18 protein-coding genes and 1 riboswitch are annotated in these 18,739 nt (G+C 39.7%); of the genes, 9 read left to right on the top strand and 9 right to left on the bottom strand.

Going from position 1 to position 18,739, the window contains the following annotated elements; genetic code table 11:
- Nucleotides 1-19: 19 nt before the first annotated feature.
- Nucleotides 20-685, top strand: coding sequence for a 50S ribosomal protein L25/general stress protein Ctc (locus ABJG98_RS06950; RefSeq protein ID WP_348278767.1), 666 nt, complete (start codon nucleotides 20-22; stop codon nucleotides 683-685).
- A 59-nt stretch (nucleotides 686-744) separates the two neighbouring features.
- Complete coding sequence (gene pth, locus ABJG98_RS06955; protein ID WP_348278768.1) at nucleotides 745-1,302, top strand: aminoacyl-tRNA hydrolase; 558 nt, start codon at nucleotides 745-747, stop codon at nucleotides 1,300-1,302.
- A gap of 5 nt (nucleotides 1,303-1,307) precedes the next feature.
- Here pth and ABJG98_RS06960 read toward each other — a convergent pair whose 3' ends face one another.
- The 5 genes from ABJG98_RS06960 to ABJG98_RS06980 all read right to left on the bottom strand — a co-directional run bounded on the left by ABJG98_RS06960 (nucleotide 1,308) and on the right by ABJG98_RS06980 (nucleotide 6,801).
- Complete coding sequence (locus ABJG98_RS06960; protein ID WP_348278769.1) at nucleotides 1,308-1,979, bottom strand: phosphoadenylyl-sulfate reductase; 672 nt, start codon at nucleotides 1,977-1,979, stop codon at nucleotides 1,308-1,310.
- Complete coding sequence (locus tag ABJG98_RS06965) at nucleotides 1,969-2,559, bottom strand: bifunctional precorrin-2 dehydrogenase/sirohydrochlorin ferrochelatase (protein ID WP_348278770.1); 591 nt, start codon at nucleotides 2,557-2,559, stop codon at nucleotides 1,969-1,971. The genes ABJG98_RS06960 and ABJG98_RS06965 overlap by 11 nt, the downstream gene beginning before the upstream one ends.
- A complete protein-coding gene (cobA, locus tag ABJG98_RS06970; RefSeq protein ID WP_348278771.1) occupies nucleotides 2,556-3,305 on the bottom strand; it encodes a uroporphyrinogen-III C-methyltransferase in 750 nt (249 codons plus the stop codon). The genes ABJG98_RS06965 and cobA overlap by 4 nt, the downstream gene beginning before the upstream one ends.
- Nucleotides 3,306-3,310: 5 nt before the next feature.
- Nucleotides 3,311-5,428 carry a nitrite/sulfite reductase gene (locus ABJG98_RS06975; RefSeq protein WP_348278772.1) on the bottom strand — a complete coding sequence of 706 codons (2,118 nt, stop codon included), beginning with the start codon at nucleotides 5,426-5,428 and terminating at the stop codon, nucleotides 3,311-3,313.
- Between the two features lie 164 nt (nucleotides 5,429-5,592).
- Nucleotides 5,593-6,801: an aminotransferase class I/II-fold pyridoxal phosphate-dependent enzyme gene (locus tag ABJG98_RS06980; protein WP_348278773.1), complete on the bottom strand. Its 1,209-nt coding sequence runs from the start codon at nucleotides 6,799-6,801 to the stop codon at nucleotides 5,593-5,595.
- A gap of 151 nt (nucleotides 6,802-6,952) precedes the next feature.
- Nucleotides 6,953-7,053: riboswitch (SAM riboswitch) on the bottom strand.
- 177 nt (nucleotides 7,054-7,230) lie between these two features.
- On the opposite strand from ABJG98_RS06980, the gene ABJG98_RS06985 reads away from it, so the two are divergent.
- A complete protein-coding gene (locus ABJG98_RS06985; protein WP_348278774.1) occupies nucleotides 7,231-9,597 on the top strand; it encodes an ABC transporter permease in 2,367 nt (788 codons plus the stop codon).
- A 3-nt stretch (nucleotides 9,598-9,600) separates the two neighbouring features.
- On the opposite strand, the gene ABJG98_RS06990 is transcribed toward ABJG98_RS06985, so the two are convergent.
- The 3 genes from ABJG98_RS06990 to ABJG98_RS07000 are packed head-to-tail and all read right to left on the bottom strand — an operon-like array spanning nucleotide 9,601 to nucleotide 11,549.
- Complete coding sequence (locus tag ABJG98_RS06990; RefSeq protein ID WP_348278775.1) at nucleotides 9,601-10,479, bottom strand: VOC family protein; 879 nt, start codon at nucleotides 10,477-10,479, stop codon at nucleotides 9,601-9,603.
- Nucleotides 10,480-10,483: 4 nt separating this feature from the next.
- Nucleotides 10,484-11,038, bottom strand: a complete 555-nt coding sequence (locus ABJG98_RS06995; RefSeq protein ID WP_348278776.1) for a hypothetical protein — start codon at nucleotides 11,036-11,038, stop codon at nucleotides 10,484-10,486.
- Between the two features lie 7 nt (nucleotides 11,039-11,045).
- Nucleotides 11,046-11,549 (bottom strand): RNA polymerase sigma factor, encoded by a 504-nt coding sequence (locus ABJG98_RS07000; RefSeq protein WP_348278777.1) that lies wholly within the window; start codon nucleotides 11,547-11,549, stop codon nucleotides 11,046-11,048.
- A 109-nt stretch (nucleotides 11,550-11,658) separates the two neighbouring features.
- Here ABJG98_RS07000 and ABJG98_RS07005 point away from each other — a divergent pair, with 109 nt between their 5' ends.
- Entirely contained in the window at nucleotides 11,659-12,855 is a 1,197-nt protein-coding gene (locus tag ABJG98_RS07005) for an NAD(P)/FAD-dependent oxidoreductase (protein WP_348278778.1), read from the top strand.
- Between the two features lie 99 nt (nucleotides 12,856-12,954).
- Entirely contained in the window at nucleotides 12,955-13,320 is a 366-nt protein-coding gene (locus ABJG98_RS07010) for a glyoxalase (RefSeq protein WP_348278779.1), read from the top strand.
- On the opposite strand, the gene ABJG98_RS07015 is transcribed toward ABJG98_RS07010, so the two are convergent.
- A complete protein-coding gene (locus tag ABJG98_RS07015) occupies nucleotides 13,321-13,530 on the bottom strand; it encodes an RNA-binding S4 domain-containing protein (protein WP_348278780.1) in 210 nt (69 codons plus the stop codon).
- A 185-nt stretch (nucleotides 13,531-13,715) separates the two neighbouring features.
- Between ABJG98_RS07015 and ABJG98_RS07020 the strand changes: the two genes are divergently transcribed.
- The 4 genes from ABJG98_RS07020 (at nucleotide 13,716) to ABJG98_RS07035 (ending at nucleotide 18,733) form a co-directional block, all read left to right on the top strand.
- Nucleotides 13,716-14,042: a helix-turn-helix transcriptional regulator gene (locus ABJG98_RS07020; RefSeq protein ID WP_348278781.1), complete on the top strand. Its 327-nt coding sequence runs from the start codon at nucleotides 13,716-13,718 to the stop codon at nucleotides 14,040-14,042.
- Complete coding sequence (locus ABJG98_RS07025; RefSeq protein WP_348278782.1) at nucleotides 14,039-16,651, top strand: FtsX-like permease family protein; 2,613 nt, start codon at nucleotides 14,039-14,041, stop codon at nucleotides 16,649-16,651. Before ABJG98_RS07020 ends, ABJG98_RS07025 begins: the two co-directional genes overlap by 4 nt.
- 33 nt (nucleotides 16,652-16,684) lie before the next feature.
- Complete coding sequence (locus ABJG98_RS07030; protein ID WP_348278783.1) at nucleotides 16,685-17,425, top strand: methyltransferase; 741 nt, start codon at nucleotides 16,685-16,687, stop codon at nucleotides 17,423-17,425.
- A 123-nt stretch (nucleotides 17,426-17,548) separates the two neighbouring features.
- Nucleotides 17,549-18,733 (top strand): cytochrome c peroxidase, encoded by a 1,185-nt coding sequence (locus ABJG98_RS07035; RefSeq protein WP_348278784.1) that lies wholly within the window; start codon nucleotides 17,549-17,551, stop codon nucleotides 18,731-18,733.
- Nucleotides 18,734-18,739 lie beyond the last annotated feature (6 nt).

Here is an 18,739-nt window from a genome sequence, read left to right on the forward strand (position 1 = left end):
TTTTAAATCAAATTCAATTATGAAAACTGTTGAGATTATAGGGTATAAAAGAGCAAATCTCGGCAAGACAGAAGCGAAGCGCTTAAGAGAAGAAGGAATGGTACCATGCGTAGTATACGGTGGTGATCATCAGATTCATTTCTACGCTCCAATGATCTTGTTTAGAGACCTAGTATACACTGACGAAGCGCACTTTGCTTTATTGACAATTGAAGGAGAACCAGAACCATTCGAAGCTATCATTCAGGATGTTCAGTTCCACCCAGTAAGTGAAATCATCATGCATGCTGATTTCCTTCAGCTATTTAGAGGAACGCCTATTAAGATGAACATTCCTGTTCACCCAGTAGGAACAGCACCTGGAATCCAGCAAGGTGGTAAGCTGATCAGAAAGGTAAAATACTTGCAGATCAAAGCATTGCCTAAAAATATGCCTGAATACATCGAAGTAGATGTGTCCAAGCTAGGTTTAGGAAAGTCTATTAAAGTTGGTGAACTTGAAGTAGGAGAATATGAAATTTTAAACAGCCCACTAGTGACTCTTGCAGGTATCGAAGTACCACGAGCTCTTAGAGGTAAAGATGCGGAGGACGAAGAAGGTGAAGAAGAAGAAGGTGAAGAAGGAGCAACTGAAGGAGCTGAAGGCGGAGATGCACCAGCTGCAGAGGAGTCTTCTGAATCATAAAGATTTCAAAACTATAATTTTAATCCCGACCTTCGCGTCGGGATTTTTTTTGTTCAAAAATGAAATACTTAATCGTTGGTCTTGGTAATATCGGAGCTGAATATGAGCTGACAAGACATAACATTGGCTTTCTAGTACTTGATCGAATGGCCGATGAACAAGGTGTAAAGTTCGAGATGAACAAGTTGGCCTTTACTACTGAACTCAAGCACAAAGGACGAACACTTCATCTTGTGAAACCTACCACCTACATGAATCTCAGCGGCAAAGCTGTAAATCACTATTTACAACAACACAAAATACCCAAGGAAAACCTTCTTGTAATCACGGATGACATTGCCTTGCCTTATGGTAAAATTAGATTGAAGCCTCGTGGTTCTGCTGGTGGACACAATGGACTAAAAAACATTGAACAGTTAAACGGTGGTCAGAACTATCCACGGCTCAGATTTGGAGTTGGAGATGCTTTTCATAAAGGGCAGCAGGTCGATTATGTACTTAGTCCTTTTTCTCAGCAAGAGCTTGATGAGCTTGTACTCAACATGGACAGAGCTATAGAAGCGATTCATTCTTTCTGCACCATTGGTTTGGAAAGAACCATGAATCACTTCAACTAAGCATTTTATAAATGTAAGCCACATTCTGTTTTTTTATTGTTTAGCCACCTACCCTCACGTTGATCTCCTTTTTCCGTACAATGTGTACATCCCACAGAGCCAAATCCTTGATAATAGAGTTTGTTTTGAGGAAGCTCATATATTGTAGTATATAAACTCACTTCTTCGGGCGTCATATCAATGATTGGATGAAACTTAAGCAGTTCATTTCTAGGCTCAAATATTCTTAAGTGTTGCCTGTTTTCATTTTGAAACCGAAGCAACCCCGAAATCCAGACATCCTTTCCTTTTTTTAATTGATTGGTAGGGTCCACTTTATTGATAAAACAGCAGAGATCATTCTGATATTTCCATGTTTGGTTTTCTCTGGTGAATCGATGTTTATTCTCACTTGCTCCCACTTCAATAATATTCAGCCCTAATCGCTTCTCAATCTCATTTTTATATTGCAGGGTTTCTTCAAACAAGAATCCTGTATTTACTAGATGTACTGGTTGTTCAGGTGCAACCTTGCTAATCATATGAAGAATAATTGCTGAAGTGGTGCCGAAAGAGGAAGTGACCAATATTCGATCAGATTCAAAATCTTGAAAGAGTAGTCCCATTCTATCCAGGGGGCTTAGTGACTTATAGCTCTCATTTAATTGAATCAAATTTTCTTTTCTCTCAGATTTCATTGCGATCAATTAAAGATTTTGTTATTCCATTTAAGGCTTTCACTTTGTAGGAAAAATCACCTTTTAACCGATCACGTATCTCGCTCAAGTTTTGAAGCAAAGCATTCGTTTCATCCGGAATGGTCTCATTCAATACTTCTTTCAATCGCTTAGCAAAAGTTGGTGATTTACCATTGGTACTAATGCCAATCTTTAGATCACCTTTCTTTAATGTGGAACCGAGATAGAAATCACATAAGTGTGGTGTATCTGCGACATTTACCAATAACCGATATTTTCGAGCTAGAGACCTGATCTTTAAATTGAGTAACTGATCGTTGGTGGCTAAAATCACCAGGTCAACATCTTGAAGGTCTTCTTTTCTAAACTTTCTTCTTTTTACCTTCACTCCACAAGAAAGCTCTTCTCGAATGTAAATTTCAGACTTGACCTTTGGCGCCACCAGCGTCACTTTTGCTTCATGATCATTTCTAAGCAATGCGTCAAGTTTTTCTAAGCCCACGTTACCACCTCCTACTACGAGCACATGGATTTGATCCAGTTTTAAAAAAACTGGAAACAATGAATTACCTATTGTCATATAATTCCTGCTTTCTGTTTTAAATTATTTAATCGAATTGCATTGGATGCACCTTCTCCAAAAATTAAGAGTGCCGGGGAAGCTGGCCTTTGATCTCCGATTTCATCAAGTATTGAATCCACCGTACCAGCCACTACCTGTGCGTGAGTATGCGAGCCATTGCTAACTATCGCCACAGGAAGATCACCCCGACCCTCTTTTAAATAGTGAGCAATCACCTCTCCCAACTTTGACAGACCCATAAATATCAAAGCTGTAGAAGCATGCCTCGCGGCTTTGCTCACTTCCTTTGTAACCGAACCGTCAGCAGCAGTTGCTGTCAGGACGGAAAACCCTTGATTGACACCTCTACACGTCAGTGGAATACCGTAAAGTCCTGGTAGCATGATGCTACTGATACCAATCACTACCTCCGTTTCAATTCCATGACTTTGAGCATATATGAGCTCTTCAAAGCCTCTTCCGAAAACAAAAGGATCACCTCCTTTTAGTCGGACTACATGCCCTTTACTGATCGCCTTTTGTACGATCAATTGATTAATTGTTTTTTGAGTTACGCTTGCCTTTCCGGCGCGTTTACCTACTGAAATATGTTCAGCGCATGGCGCAAATCGCAATAATTCCTCAGACACAAGCGCGTCGTAAAGCACGACATCTGCCTGCTCCAATGCTTTCACACCCTTTACTGTTATTAAATCAGGATCGCCAGGACCAGCGCCTACTAATGTTAATTTTTGCTCACCCATTCCACTTATGCTTTATAGTAATCACTAACAACCAGTTTCTCTTTCAAGTCAGCATCATTCGTACGAGTAAGACTGATACTTCCAATGAACTGAGTCGCCTCAGTCAAGTATGATTTTGCAAAAGCAGCATTCGGAGCGTACCGATTTATTTTCAATACTTCATTGGAAAAAGAGGCAGCAATAGGAAATGATGGATCATCAGCAAAAGCAGACTCAAAATCATCAATAATTCCCTTGTGGGTATTGCATTGATTATCCTTACTCAGCAATAGAGCCTTCGCTCCAATCACAAATGCATTGTAACTGTGATAAATAGTATTGGCCCATTTCTGTTTGTCAAAGTCCTCTACCGCGCAGCCAATTCGCTCTTTGGCATCTGCAAGGATCGTATCCACCAGGTCAAACACAACGCCAGCACACTCTCCCACTCCCACCTCTGGCACAAATGCCTGTTCACTTCCCCAATCAAGAAATTCTGAATCCTGGAGGTTTGATAAGTCTGCAAGCGGTTTGAGCAATTCGTAGAAGTATTTCTTTCCTTCTCTTCGATAATATTGATTGAAATAATCTGTTTCCTCTGCATTGGATTCATAGTCATCAAGAAGAAGTCTCACTGCATCTGGTATCCGCTTGGTTGGGATTTTGATCACTTTTTCAGCTATGTGTCCTTTAAGATCCGGCTCTATACCTCCACCAATCACAACTTGCATGGCAGGAAGAGTTAGGTCTCCACTTTTAATGCTACTCCCATGAAATCCTATATTGGCTATCATATGCTGCCCACACGAATTCATGCAACCGCTGATCTTTATTTTAATCTGCGACTCGTCTATCAAGTGTGGGTATTCTTCCCGAATGACCTTTTCAAGCTCGTTGGCCAATTTCGTACTACTTGTTACACCTAAAGCGCATGTATCTGTGCCTGGGCAAGAAGTCACATCAGCAAGGGTGTCAAACCCTGGACTGGCTAATCCAAGCTCATTTAATGATGCATATAATGCCCCGAGACTTTCCTTATTTACATATCTGAAAAGAAGTCCCTGATTGATGCTCAATCTAATATCTGAAGCTGCGTAGGATTCTACAATCAAAGCAATCTTTCTGGCTACCTTCGATGAAACATTACCCAGGGGAACTTTTACTTTTACTGCGTAGAACCCGGTTTGTTTTTGCTCCAACACATTCATCCGTTTCCATTTTTCAAAAGAAGCTTTATCCTTAATTTGATAATTTGCGTAGGGTCTTTTACGCTGATTGGTAGTTTTCTCTGAGTACTCAATTGGATAGATCTGATCTGGCAACGCTTTATATTCTTCGTCGACTAGCTTTAGGAAACCTCCGAGTCCCAACCCCTTTTTAGAATCCAAAAGATATTTCAGTCTCGCCTTATGTCTCCGCTCCCTTTCTCCATGTCTATCAAACACTCTCAAGGCTGCTTCGAGGAATGGGATTACTTTTTCTTCTGGCAAGAAATTAAATGCTTCCTGACCAAAAAATGTTTGCGCTCCAAGCCCACCTCCAATCAAAACTTTAAATCCCCGAATACCGCTCTTTACTTTTGGAATAAATCCAAAATCATGAATATAAGTAAGGGCATCATCCTTATCACTCGACGAAAAGGCTATCTTGATTTTTCTTCCCATATCCTGGCAGATCGGATTTCTCAGAAAGTATTGAAAGACAGCATCCGCATGTGGAGTAACATCAAAGGGTTCGTCTGGATCGACTCCTGCCAATGCTGATGCTGTAACGTTTCGTACGGTATTGCCGCATGATTCTCGCAAAGTAACTTTTACCTGCTCTAACTTAGCCCATATTTCGGGCGTTTCATCAAGAGGAATGTGATGCAGTTGGATGTTTTGTCTGGTTGTTAAATGAAGATTACCGTTGGTATAATCTTCAGCTATATCTGCAATCACCCTGAGTTGATTTGGTGTCACTTTTCCATAAGGAAGTTTGATACGGAGCATTTGCACTCCTTGCTGACGCTGCCCATAGACCCCACGTGTAAGTCTGAATGCTTTGAATCTTTCCTCCGGAATATCTCCCGTGTGAAAGTTGTCTATTTTATTGGTTAGCTCACTAATATCGAGTTGAGCTTCTTTTGATATTGATATTGACATTTTCTTATTTTTTTTGGTATAAAAAAACCCTGATGTCCTTGGCCATCAGGGTTTGTATTTGTTTTCATATGTATTTTACAAATACCTCTTTTTTGATGGCTGAAATATACTTTTCCACTGCATATGCATTAAACAACAGACTTTTAAACTCAATTTTGACATTCTCATGATGTTACAAGTTTTTTAATCCTGGCATTCAATTCATTCAGTTTACTGGCCTGTAACGCTTGTTCAATGTCATTGAGGATATCGTTCACGTTTTCCAATCCAACCGAAATTCTTACTAGTCCAGGAGCAATCCCAACGCTTGCACGTTCCTCTTCTGTCAGCTTGCTGTGAGTAGTGCTTGCGGGGTGTGTTACAGTGGTTCGGGTATCACCTAAGTTTGGTGTTAGACTTAGCATTTGCAGGTTATCTAAAAATTCAACTCCTCTTTCCAAGCCTCCTTTTACTATGAAAGTAACAATGGCGCCGCCGTGCTTCATTTGCTTTTTTGCAAGCACATGCTGTGGGTGACTTTCTAAAAATGGATATTTCACCAGTTCAAGTTCTTCGTGCCCCTCGAGGTAAGAAGCAATTTTCGCTGCGTTCTCACAATGTTTTTCCATCCTCACTGCTAATGTCTCCAGGCTCTTGCTCAATACCCATGCATTGAATGGAGATAAACTTGGACCTGTATGGCGTGCAAAAAACCGAAGCTCTTCTATCAACTCTTTTTTACCGACAATGGCTCCTCCCAACGTGCGTCCCTGTCCATCGATAAATTTGGTGGCAGAATGAGTGACGATGTGAGCACCCCATTCAATTGGATTTTGTAGGTATGGTGTTGCAAAGCAATTGTCCACATTTAAAATAAGGTTATGTTTTTCTGCCAGCTGACCTAAATATTCTAAATCCACAATATCCAATCCGGGATTCGAAGGAGTTTCCACGAAAATCATTTTGGTATTGGGGGTAATAAGACTTTCCCATTTTTCCGGACGGTGGATGTTGAAGTACGAATGTTCGATTCCCCATTTCGGTAAAATTTTTGTGAAAAGTTGGTGCGTAGACCCAAACAGTGCACGAGAGGCTAATACATGGTCTCCGTGCTGAAGCAAACCTGCCAGACTTGTAAACATAGCAGACATACCAGTGGCAGTGGCCAGCCCATCATCTGCTCCTTCCAGCAGACAGAGTTTTTCAATAAACTCATCTGTGTTAGGATTGGAATAACGGGAATAGATATTCCCTGGAATTTCATCATTGAACTTAGCCCTTGCCTCTTCCGCATTTTGGAAGGTGAAAGAGCTGGTAAGATAGATTGGTGCTGAATGCTCGCTCTGAGATGCATTCGATAATTGCGTACGAATTGCTTGCGTTTCAAAATTCATTTTGAAAGAAAGATTAAGAAATTGGAAAAAGGAAAAAGTACAGACAGATCTCTTTTTTGAGATCAGAAAATTAACTGCAACAACAGCACATGGATCTGGCGTGCGTGTTCAGCAATTGGATGTACGGAATGTGTTTGTGTGCTTTTTTCATAATTTATATTCACTTTAAAAGTTCAGGAATTAGCACCTTGGTTTGGTTACCAGGTTGCTAGCACTTCGACGAGCCTGTCTCTCCGTGCTTCTTTATAAATTTTACCTCTTCATTTCTGAAAAGATGTGCCAAAGCTGAAACAAAGTTTTTGAACTTCCAAAAACTTTTTTAGAAAAAAATTCATCAACGAATTGTAACTCTTGCAAAATGTGAGAGTATTTCAAAGGCCAATGCATCCTTTTGGAAATGCATATGTCTTTACACAAAACACACTGACCATGAACCTTAAATACCACCTTAAAATTACGCTACGCAACTTTTTCCGTCACAAAGTCTCTTCCATTGTCAACCTGATCGGGCTCACGACAGGCCTTACGTGTGCCTTCTTTATTTACCTGTGGGTACAGGATGAATTGAGCGTAAATAAATTTCACGAAAAGGATGACCGACTCTTTCGTGTCATGGAATTTCAGACATATTCTAACGAAATGTTTGCAACTAATTCCACTCCTGGGATACTCGCTGAAAATATAAAAATTGACTTCCCTGATATCAAATACGCAGCAACTACTACCTGGATAGGAAAGAATCTACTTTCATACAACAACGACAAGAATTTTAAGGAAGACGGTTTTCATGTAGGTGAGGATTATTTCAACATTTTTACCTATCCGCTTTTAGCTGGCAATCCGGATGAAGTGCTTAAAGACAAGTCATCGATTTGCATTTCCAGAAATCTAGCAGAAAAATTCTTCGGCGCTGTAGAAAGTGCGGTTGGTAAAACTCTTCGCTATGAAAACGATCGAGACTTTATCGTCACCGGAGTATTTGAAAACATCCCCAAAAACTCTACCTATCGCTTCGATTTTGTCTTACCATTTGAAGACTTCAAAGATGATAATGACTGGGTGAAAAGTTGGGGGAACAATGGTCCTCACACGTATGTGATTTTGGAAGAAGGAGCTGAACAGCAGGCGGTTACAGAAAAAATTTCAGGCTATGTAAAAAGTAAAAATGAAGACGGTGATAGTAATGTCGATTTGTTCTTAAAAAAGTATTCTGAGCAATATTTATATGGTAAGTATACAAATGGTGTTCAGGATGGAGGTAGAATTGAATACGTCAGACTGTTCACTATAATTGCAATTTTTATTTTGATCATTGCCTGTATCAATTTCATGAATTTGTCCACCGCTCGTGCTTCAAAACGAGCTCATGAGGTAGGTGTGCGAAAGGCAATTGGTGCCGATAGGCAAACGTTGATCAGACAGTTCATTGGAGAATCGCTCTTGATCACGTTCTTTTCAATGATTTTGGCATACATGCTAGTCCTGTTTTTGGTACCTCAATTCAATTTCATTACAGATAAAGAAATTTCACTGGAACTGACTCAAGAAATCATCACATTTTCTATTGCCACAGTGATCTTAACTGGATTTTTGGCAGGGAGTTATCCAGCTTTATACCTCACCCATTTCAATCCTGTCAAAGTTCTTAAAGGTGAAATTAAAAGTTCTGGCGGCGAAATTTGGGCTCGAAAAGGGTTGGTAATCTTTCAGTTTACCATTACAATCATTCTGATTGTAGGTGTTATTGTAATACACAGACAAACCAATTATGCACTAACAAAAAATCTTGGATATGACAGGGATAATGTCGTCTTCTTCAGTCAGGAGGGGACAATTCAAGACCGAAGAGATGCTTTTTTTGCAGAGTTAAGAAAAATCCCCGGAGTAGTCTCTGCCGCTGGAACCAGCCACACCTTGTTGCATCAAATGAATAACACCAGCGGTTTAGATTGGCGGACAAAACTGCCAGAAGAACGCATCCTTTTTGAGAACATTCGGGTGGATCATGAATTCCAAAAAACGATGGGAATGGAGCTGGTTGCAGGGCGTTGGTTTGATAAGCAATTTGGAGCTGATAGTAGTAAAATTGTGATGAACGAAGCAGCAGTAAAGGTGATGGGATTCACACCGGAGGAAGCCATTGGTGAAACCATAAAACTTTGGGATGAGTATGACTTACAAATAGTCGGAGTGTTGAAAGATTTTCATTATCAGTCTATCCACCGAGAAGTTGATCCTGCTTTCTTTTGGCTGGGTGGTACCTGGAATGCTGCTGTGCGTTTGGAAGCAGGGAAAGAAGTGCTTGCCATGGCCAAAGTGCAGGAATTGTATGAAACCTTTTGCCCAGGATTCATTTTCGATTATGAGTTTTTGGACCAAAGCTATCAGGAACTATACGAGTCAGAAACACGAATTGGGACGCTCTCCTCCTACTTTGCAGGGTTTGCAATCCTTATTTCATGTCTTGGTTTATTTGGGCTTGCTACTTTTACAGCCGAACGTCGACTGAAGGAAATTGGAATTAGAAAAGTGCTTGGTGCCTCTGTAACCAACATTGTTATGATGCTTTCCAAAGACTTCACACGGTTAGTTGGTATTTCAATCATAATTGCGATCCCGATTTCATACTATTTCATGAATAAGTGGCTCGAGAGCTTTGCCTATAAAATCGAATTGAGCTTTTGGATTTTCATCAGTACTGCGGCTATCTCTTTACTAATTGCCTGGTTGACCGTAAGTTCACAGGCAATGAGAGCCGCACACATTAATCCATCCAAATGCTTGAAAGACGAATAGCAGTTATCGCATTTCTACCACTTCAATTGTGTTTTCATTGGTGTCTCTAACTAGGATTCTACCTTCCTTCATAAGGTATTTTCTATCGATCGAATTAAGGAATTTGGCATATGCTGATATATCAACTGTTTGGAGCATAAGAACTACTCCAGGGGATGTACCAAACTCTAAAGTGGATGGCAAAAGATTGTTGTCTTGATGAAGCATAAATGCAAAGCTTCCGTCCGAATGTTTAAGCGGGAGAGCATCTGGAAGGTAATCGCGTGACCAATCTAAAAGCCCGAATTGTTGCTTGTAAAACCCTTCAGCTTCTTTCATATTATTGATCGTCATACCCGAATTGTAGAGCCTGAAACCATTAAAGTTTGGTTGCTTTCCAATTTGCACTTCCATCAGATGCAGCAAATTGCCGGAAGGATCCGTGATTGGAATGTGTATTCCTATTCCATTACGTGACAGCAACGTATCGTATATTTTTACTTTCGACTCTCTGGCTTTATCGATGGAAGGCAAAAGCTTGCTTGTCAAAAATGAAATACCATAATGCGATTCAACTAGCAAATCCCTTTCAACATGCCTGCCTGATTGAATAAGATAAATGGGATATTGGCCAGTATTTAATTCAACAACGTTGGCTTTCCTATTTTCAATTTCTAATCCTAAAAATGAAGTATAAAAGTCTTCTGCTTCTTCTAAATCTTTTACAAAAACTTTCACACCATGTATCTGTACCTTTGGCGTTTCTTGATGGATTTCAATGGAATTAGTTAAATAGCTCTTTTCATTTTTATCACAAGTTCCTTCCAGTGAAAAGGACAATACCAGCATCATGCATGCAAGCATTACAATTTGAGCACTTCGTTTTTGGTTAATAATTTTCATGCTGTTATCTTTTTCTAAAGCGTTTCAGTTGAATCTTTCCGCCATATTTCAGATGAGGATTTTCCCTCGCAATTGCTAAAGCCTCATCATCAGATTTTGCTTCTAATACAAAATACCCGGTTATCCTATTTGCATGATCGGCCTCTAAAAGTGTAACCTCTCCATTGGATATTTCATGGCCGATATTTCTTAGCTCCTGACCATGCAGTTTTATGCCCGACTGTTTAACCAATTGGCTCCATTGCCCATATTCTTTGGCTGCTTCCGCGGAATTACCTACGTAAAAGTTTTCATCCTCAAAAAGGATCATCATATAGGTGGAATCCTCATTTAGCGAAGAGTTCATGTAATTGGCGCTGATGAAACCCAATGAAAAAATTAAGCTAGCGGCCACTGGATACGCGATCCAGCTTAGCTTTTTTCGCTCCTTCTGTTGAATTATATTCTTGGACTTTAATTCTTTAATAATCTCTTTTTCTAAATTCTGCGGTGGCATCGCTTGCCTTGGAAGCGAATCGAACGCCTTTCTTTCCTCTGGTAATAAATCATCATTTTCCATTGTCTTCTTATTTTAAAAATTCCCTCATGGATTTACGGGCATGAGACAGCTGGCTCTTACTTGTCCCTTCGGTTATATCAAGTATTTCAGCTATTTCTCTATGTTTGTATCCTTCAATATCATGTAGAATAAGTATCTGTCGATAGCCAGGAGGTAGCTGAGCAATTGCCTCTTCTAAATCAATTTTATCATTGATGACTGGGTAAGCAGTTGAGTTTGTTGTTGTTTCAGTCAGTTTAATTTCACGCTCTTGTTTCTTTCGCAAAGCACGATAGAGATTGAATAAAATTCCGATGAGCCATGTTTTCAATTCGGACCTCCATTCAAAGCCATCTATTTTTGAAATTGCGATGATCCACATTTGCTGCACCAATTCCCGGGCAATGACATCATCTTGTGATAGCCTGAGAGCCACTTGATAGATTTGGGGAGTCTTAGCTCTATAAAGAGCCTGAAATGATTTCTCACTTCTGTTTTTTAAGAAATTTGAAACAAGTAATTGATCTTTCAATGCAATTCAATTTACTATGAGTGGACGCAAGTACTAAAAAGGTTGGTTTGCTATCATAAATAAGTCTGCGCATACAGCCAGTCTCTTACATTTTCATTTACTTGGCAAGGTGAAAGTTATTGTCATCGGAGGTGGTGCTGCGGGCTTCTTTACCGCCATAAATATTGCAGAGAAGCATCCCGACTATCAGGTTACTATTTTGGAAAAGACCAGTAAACTGCTCCAAAAGGTGAAAGTATCCGGAGGTGGTAGATGTAATGTAACCAATGAAAGAAATAAACCTTCCGAGCTTGTTCAGTATTATCCCAGAGGATCTAAAAAACTACACCAGTTATTTCGACAATTTACTACTTCCGATATGGTTGATTGGTTGGCAAAGCGTGAAGTACAAACAAAAGCTGAAGTCGATAAAAGGATGTTTCCTGTTAGTGATTCTTCGCAAACAATTATAGACTGCTTCATTGACCAAGCTCGACGATATAAGGTAGAAGTGATTCAAAATCAATCGCTAATGACACTGAATCATAATAATGGCAAATGGGAGTTAACCACACCGTCACAAAAATTCAAGGCAGACAAGGTTGTTGTTGCAACAGGCTCTTCGCCATTGACATGGAAAGTTCTTGAACAGACAGGACTAGAAATTACTCCGGGTGTTCCTTCTCTCTTTACCTTCAATATCAAAGACGATAGGTTGAAAGATCTTCAAGGAATCTCATTTGAGGAGACACAAATTAAAATCGTAGGTAGCAAACTCTCAGAAAGTGGACCCCTTCTCATTACTCATTGGGGCCTGAGCGGTCCAGCTGTATTAAAGCTGTCAGCTTGGGGTGCATACGAGTTGGCTGACAAAAACTATAAGTTTCAGGTCCTTATTAATTTCACCAACCTCAAACCGGATGAAATACGATCAAATCTTATCAATTATAAGACAGCTAATCCGAAACGGAAAATAGTTAATTATCCTCTGTTCGATTTACCTAAGCGGTTCTGGGAACGAATGGTAAACTATTGTGATATCACCAATGAAACTCCATTTGGAGAGCTGTCTAAAAAACATATCAATAAACTAGTAGAGGAACTCGGTCAGGGGAAATATACTGTCAATGGTAAAAGTACTTTTAAAGAGGAATTCGTAACTGCAGGTGGCATTAAACTATCCGAAGTAAATCTGGAAACCTTCGAATGTAGAAGATTCCCCAATCTTTACATCGCAGGAGAAGCCTTAGATATAGATGCATTAACCGGCGGATTCAACTTTCAAGCGTGCTGGTCTGCAGGATGGGTGATTTCTGAATGTATTTGAACATACCATAAATCGGCTTTTAGCAATTCTTATGACAAAAAATTCACAATTGAGAAAAAGGAACGAAATTACAAGCTGTCACCATCTCTTTTTACCAATATGAAACCAGCTATAGAATCAATTCGGGCATTTGTTGGAGCTAAGAATTACCAGCAATCAAGAGAGTTTTATGAGACTTGGGGTTTTAGCGAGGTTGTCACGTCCCCAAAGATGTCATATTTCTCAATTGAGAATTTTGGTTTTTATCTGCAAGACTTTTACGTAAAAGATTGGGTTGAAAACACCATGTTGTTTCTTGAGGTAGAAAACCTTTCCGACTATTGGGAAATACTGAAAGGAAAAAATCTTGATAAAAAATTTAAAGGAGTAAAACTTGTTGAGCCTACTACATTTGATTGGGGCAATGAAGGATTTGTCTACGATCCTTCTGGCGTTCTCTGGCACATTGGTGAATTTACTCGATAGCTATTTAATAGCTACTTCATTTCCTTCGAATAATACCTTATCACCAGATCTCAATTTCTTTCTTCGCTGTGTTTCTACCTGACCGTTTACCTGAACTAAACCTTCATCAATAAACTGCTTAGCCTCGCCCCCAGATCCAACTAACTGCATGATTTTCATAAGCTTATTTAGCTCAATAAAGTCGTGTCCTTCCAGCTTAAAAATATTCATCTTGTAAATTTACTCTAACTGAATTCAATATTATTTCTTAAAAATAGAAACATATTGAATAAACTTGTCGTATTATTAATTCTTAAAAGTAGAAAGTAATGATCGACCATGTCATAGTGAATTACTATAGCATCTACTTAGACCTTGAAACAGGTTCAGGGTGAAAACCTAAAAAAGAGAAAACAATGAAAGGATATATTGGAGAATTTGAAGAGCTCGTGCTCCTGACTATCGCCAACCTGGCGAAAAATGCATACGGTGTTGGTATATTAAACGACATCACTGAACGTGCCAACAGAAAACTGAGTATTGGAGCTTTACATTCTACACTTACACGTCTGGAAGAAAAAGGCTACATCTCTTCCTATCTGGGAGAACCTACTAATGAACGGGGTGGACGCAGAAAACGCTACTTCGAACTAACAGATAGTGCAGTCACAGAACTGAATAACATGAAAGCACTCAGAGATCAACTGTGGGCTGGCTCAAAGGTTAACCTTTCTCTTAAATGAAAACCCAACCTCCAATTCTTGCCCAGCGATTACTGAAATGGTATGCTGGTAAAGCCGAATTAGAAGATATTCAAGGCGACCTTGATGAGGTCTATGGACTAAACCTTGAAGATACTGGTAAGCTTAAAAGTGACCTTAAATACTGGTCTCAGGTGCTATCTCTCCTTTTTTCTTATGGACTAAAAAAGCGGAAATCAAAAGCCGCTTATTCACCTTTTTATCACAAAAACTCATTTGCTATGTTCAAAAACTACTTCAAGATTGCCATTCGTAATTTCTCCAAACACAAACTATTCACATCCCTCAACATCCTCGGATTAGCACTTGGCATGTCCATCTGTCTTTTGGCACTTTCCATCTCTGTCTCCATTTATCAGTCAGATGGCTGGCAGGAGCATAAGGATCGGATCTTTCAGATTAACACGCACATTGCCGACCAAGAGAGTGACCGAACATTTGGGTCCACATTTAACGCCATGGGTAATCACCTCAAGGAGCAATACCCATTTGTTGAAAATGCCGTTACCATTAAGGCTAATTTTAGACCTGAGGTAAACCATCATGGCAACCTGATGAATTTTCAAGGTTACTTCACTGATCAGTCATTTCTGGATATCTTCAGCTTCAAGCTGGTAAAGGGTGATCAAAAAACTGCGCTCACCTCCCCTTCGAGCATTGTCATTACTGAGAAAGTAGCACAGAAACTCTTTAGAGATGAGGATCCAATTGGCAAAACTTTGGATACTGATTACGGAGTACTGAACGTCACTGGAGTGATGGAAAATTTAAAGCAAACACACTTTTATTTTGAAATGCTCACCTCTCTTGAAAATCATCCGCAGGCGAACGCCACTAATTTTGAGGATGATTGGGTTAATCATAGTAGAAACTATGTCTATGCATTGCTGGATAATCCAGATTCAGAACCACTTCTGGATGAAGCGCTGGATCAGATCACAGCTCGAGCTGCCTCATTCAACCCGGACAAAGAAATAGCATTGAAATACATTAACCTCGATGGTGTAGTTCCGCGCTGGAATATCAGTCAGGCAATTGGCATAGGATGGGCTGAGCCTGATATACTCTTTTTTCTTTTCGTAGGCATGTTAGTCTTGCTGCCGGCTGTTTTCAACTACACAAATATGTCTGTTGCTCGTGCGTTAAAACGTGCGAAAGAAATAGGCATACGTAAGGTTGTTGGAGCAGAAAAGCACCAAATCAAAGCCCAGTTTATCATCGAGACCATCATCCTCTCTGTCTTGGCTCTTCTTGGCTCATTGATCATCCTATATCCCATGAAACGAGAGTTTTTATCCATGATCGTTGCAGCTGAGGTATTGGATACTAGCCCAAGTATCGTTCAGATATTAACCTTTCTAATCTTTTCTATTCTCGTTGGCTTATTTGCGGGCATCTTCCCCGCCCAGTACTTCTCGAGATTGAATCCGATTCAGACCATGAAAGGAGAAATAAAAAATGGAAAAAGTAACGTTTCTGGTTTCAAAAAAGGCTTATTTGTTTTTCAATTTTTCCTATCCTTAGTCTTCGTTATTGGAGTTGTAGCAATTGCTCGTCAGCATGCCTACGTACTAAACAACAATCATGGTTTTGAATCACAAAATATCTTATCCGTTCCATTTGAAGGAATTGACAAACAAATAGCTATCAATGAACTAATAGGACATCCGGACGTGAAGGCAATTACAACTTCTTCCAATCTACCCGGACTTTTTCTTGGAGCACAAGTAGAAGCTACCTCCAACATGCTTGATACGATCCCTGTCAATGAGGTTTTCATTGGCGACAACTTTATTGAGAATATGAAAATGGAGTTGGCATGGGGAGAAAGCAAATCCCTTAATCAATCTACCCAGAATGAAGAATTGGTGTTGGTAAACGAGCAATTCATTCAATCCATGAAAGTGTTTAATGTCCAAAAAGATACGCTAAGATTTACGCTCTCAGATGGCACCAACTGCCGAATCATTGGCATTTTAGAGGACTTCAACTTTGAGCCCTTAAGCGAAACGATTAATCCGCTACTTTTTAGGTATTCATTTGATGAAAGTCAGTACGCACTCCTGACAGTTAGTTCAACAAATATCAAAAGGACCATCAATGAACTCGATGGTATATGGCAAGGAATCGATCAGGGAATTTCATTTCAAGCTACATTCCTTGATGATGAAATTGCTGACGCATACTACTTTCTACGTGTGCAGATCAAATTCTTTAGCGTATTGAGTGCCCTGGCTATAACCATTTCTTGCCTGGGGCTTTTGGGAATGGTCTCATACACCACTGAAAACCGAACCAAGGAAATAGCCATTCGAAAGATTATGGGAGCAACAAACAGGAGTCTCTACTACCTGCTTACTAAGGATTTTATCAAACTCATATTGATATCCGCCTTGATTGCCATACCAATCTCTTACGTATTTTACGATAAGTTATTTCTGTATTTTCTAATTAGATACGGAACAGGGCTTGGTATCATTGAAATCTTCGTGAGTATTGCTTTTCTATTTCTGGTTGGTCTTTCCTCAATATACTGGCAGGCATCCAGAGTAACGAAGGCTAATCCAGCTACCAAACTGAGATATGAATAAATAACGTTAGGCATCTGAGTTATCTTCGCTTGCATGCCTAACTCCTATTTTCAATTCAAACGATTTCGTGTTGATCAGGCACTGTCAGGAATGAAGGTGACCACCGATGCATCTTTGTTTGGTGCATGGGTTGCAAGTGAAATTAGCAGGTGTGAACAAAAACCCAAACGAATTCTAGACATAGGAACCGGAACTGGGCTGCTTGCTTTGATGATAGCTCAAATACTGAGAGAGAGTCAAATTGATGGAATAGAAGTCAACAAAGAAGCGTACTGTGAAGCCATTGTTAACTTTCAAAAATCACCTTGGAACAGTCAGTTGACATGTATACATACCTCCATTCAAGATTTCCGAGCGGACACGTATGACATCATCCTTTGCAACCCGCCGTTCTTCAAAGGAAGCCCTTTAGGTAAGGTCATTAATAAAAACGAGGCAGTACATTCAACCCTATTGCCTGCTGAGGATTTATTGAATTCTGTCTCAAGATTGCTTTCTGAAAACGGAACCTTTTTCCTCCTTTACCCAGATCATGAAATGAATAAGTTTATTACTCTCGCCGAAAAATTGGAATTATCCACTGCTCAATTGGTGACGGTGAGAAACAAAGAGGGAGCGTCTGTTTTTCGAAAGATGGCAAAGTTTGAATTTCAACCGATTAAATGTAATTCTTCTGAACTTATCATTCGAAAAAAAAATCGAAAATATACAGATGACTTTTGGGCTCTTCTGAAGGAGTATTATCTCGAATACAACAATCCTTCACTTTTGTGAATTAGACCGTTCCTCATCAATCCATGAGTTTAGTCTAGACAGAAGTCTTATTGGTCGAAGGCTATATACGATATCGCTAGTTTGAATATTAACATATCATCTAAAAGCAAAACTCAAGATGGTATGATAAATAAATGGTTCCTACTTCTCTCGTTGGTTTACTTCTTTTCTGCATGTAGTTCTACTGAAATAGAAGAAACGGTAGTGGTCTCCGATCAGGATGCTGTGTTAGAACAATTCAATGGGAAAATTGACCTGAATGATCTTCCTAATTATGCCAATCAGGAAATACCGGATTATATATCCAAAGACAATACCGCTGACAATCCAATCACTAACAAAGGAGCCATATTGGGTCGAATTTTATTTTACGACAAAAACTTATCTAGTAGCAACACGATAGCTTGTGCTAGCTGTCACAAGCAGGCATTTGCTTTTGGAGATAATGATATTGCATCAACTGGCGTAAATGGCACCACAGGACGTCATTCCATGCGATTGATCAATGCACGGTTTGCTGAGGAGGATAACTTCTTTTGGGACGAACGAGCAGCTACATTGGAAGTGCAAACAACCCAGCCTATTCAAGATCATATAGAAATGGGCTTTAGCGGAGACGATGGTGATGATGACATTAATAGCTTGTTTGAAAAATTAGAGTCTTTTGAATATTACAATGAACTTTTCACTTTCGCCTATGGAGACACTCAAGTAACAGAAGAGCGAATGCAGAATGCATTGGCCCAATTCATTAGAAGTATTCAATCGTTTGATTCAAAATACGATGAAGGCAGAGTCTTGGCGGGAAATAACAACTTGGATTTCTCAAACTTCACTGATGAGGAAAATGAAGGCAAAGCTCTGTTCATGAGACGGCCAGATTTCAACAATAACGGCGTCCGAATTGGAGGAGGACTGGGTTGTAATATCTGCCATCGCGCACCCGAATTTGACATTGACCCGAACAGTAGAAACAATGGAATTATAGCTGCATTAGCTAGTTCCAACGAGCTGGATACAGATGTAACACGCTCTCCAACATTGAGAGATTTATTTAATACTGATGCGAATCTGAACGGACCAATGATGCACACTGGATTTACGGAAGACTTTGGAGAGGTTCTGGAACATTACAATAACATTCCTGATAATGGTAATGGACTCGACAATCGATTAAGCCCGCAAGGAAATCCACAAAAACTTTCTCTTACGGCTAGTGAAAAGGAAGCTGTCATTGCATTTATCATGACATTAAGTGGGTCAGATGTATACAACAACGAAAAATGGAGTGATCCTTTTAGTGAATAGAGCACT

Origin of the sequence: Ekhidna sp. (assembly GCF_039960695.1) — a bacterium.
In the GTDB taxonomy this organism is placed as follows: Bacteria; Bacteroidota; Bacteroidia; order Cytophagales; family Cyclobacteriaceae; genus Ekhidna.

Coding starts and splice junctions, on each gene's coding strand:
- ABJG98_RS07025 (WP_348278782.1), top strand. CDS start 14,039: ATGAAAACCCAACCTCCAATTCTTGCCCAGCGATTACTGAAATGGTAT.
- ABJG98_RS07035 (WP_348278784.1), top strand. CDS start 17,549: ATGATAAATAAATGGTTCCTACTTCTCTCGTTGGTTTACTTCTTTTCT.
- pth (WP_348278768.1), top strand. CDS start 745: ATGAAATACTTAATCGTTGGTCTTGGTAATATCGGAGCTGAATATGAG.
- ABJG98_RS06985 (WP_348278774.1), top strand. CDS start 7,231: ATGAACCTTAAATACCACCTTAAAATTACGCTACGCAACTTTTTCCGT.
- ABJG98_RS06975 (WP_348278772.1), bottom strand. CDS start 5,428: ATGTCAATATCAATATCAAAAGAAGCTCAACTCGATATTAGTGAGCTA.
- ABJG98_RS06950 (WP_348278767.1), top strand. CDS start 20: ATGAAAACTGTTGAGATTATAGGGTATAAAAGAGCAAATCTCGGCAAG.
- ABJG98_RS07020 (WP_348278781.1), top strand. CDS start 13,716: ATGAAAGGATATATTGGAGAATTTGAAGAGCTCGTGCTCCTGACTATC.
- ABJG98_RS07015 (WP_348278780.1), bottom strand. CDS start 13,530: ATGAATATTTTTAAGCTGGAAGGACACGACTTTATTGAGCTAAATAAG.
- ABJG98_RS07030 (WP_348278783.1), top strand. CDS start 16,685: ATGCCTAACTCCTATTTTCAATTCAAACGATTTCGTGTTGATCAGGCA.
- ABJG98_RS06995 (WP_348278776.1), bottom strand. CDS start 11,038: ATGGAAAATGATGATTTATTACCAGAGGAAAGAAAGGCGTTCGATTCG.
- ABJG98_RS07010 (WP_348278779.1), top strand. CDS start 12,955: ATGAAACCAGCTATAGAATCAATTCGGGCATTTGTTGGAGCTAAGAAT.
- ABJG98_RS06990 (WP_348278775.1), bottom strand. CDS start 10,479: ATGAAAATTATTAACCAAAAACGAAGTGCTCAAATTGTAATGCTTGCA.
- ABJG98_RS06965 (WP_348278770.1), bottom strand. CDS start 2,559: ATGACAATAGGTAATTCATTGTTTCCAGTTTTTTTAAAACTGGATCAA.
- ABJG98_RS06980 (WP_348278773.1), bottom strand. CDS start 6,801: ATGAATTTTGAAACGCAAGCAATTCGTACGCAATTATCGAATGCATCT.
- ABJG98_RS06960 (WP_348278769.1), bottom strand. CDS start 1,979: ATGAAATCTGAGAGAAAAGAAAATTTGATTCAATTAAATGAGAGCTAT.
- cobA (WP_348278771.1), bottom strand. CDS start 3,305: ATGGGTGAGCAAAAATTAACATTAGTAGGCGCTGGTCCTGGCGATCCT.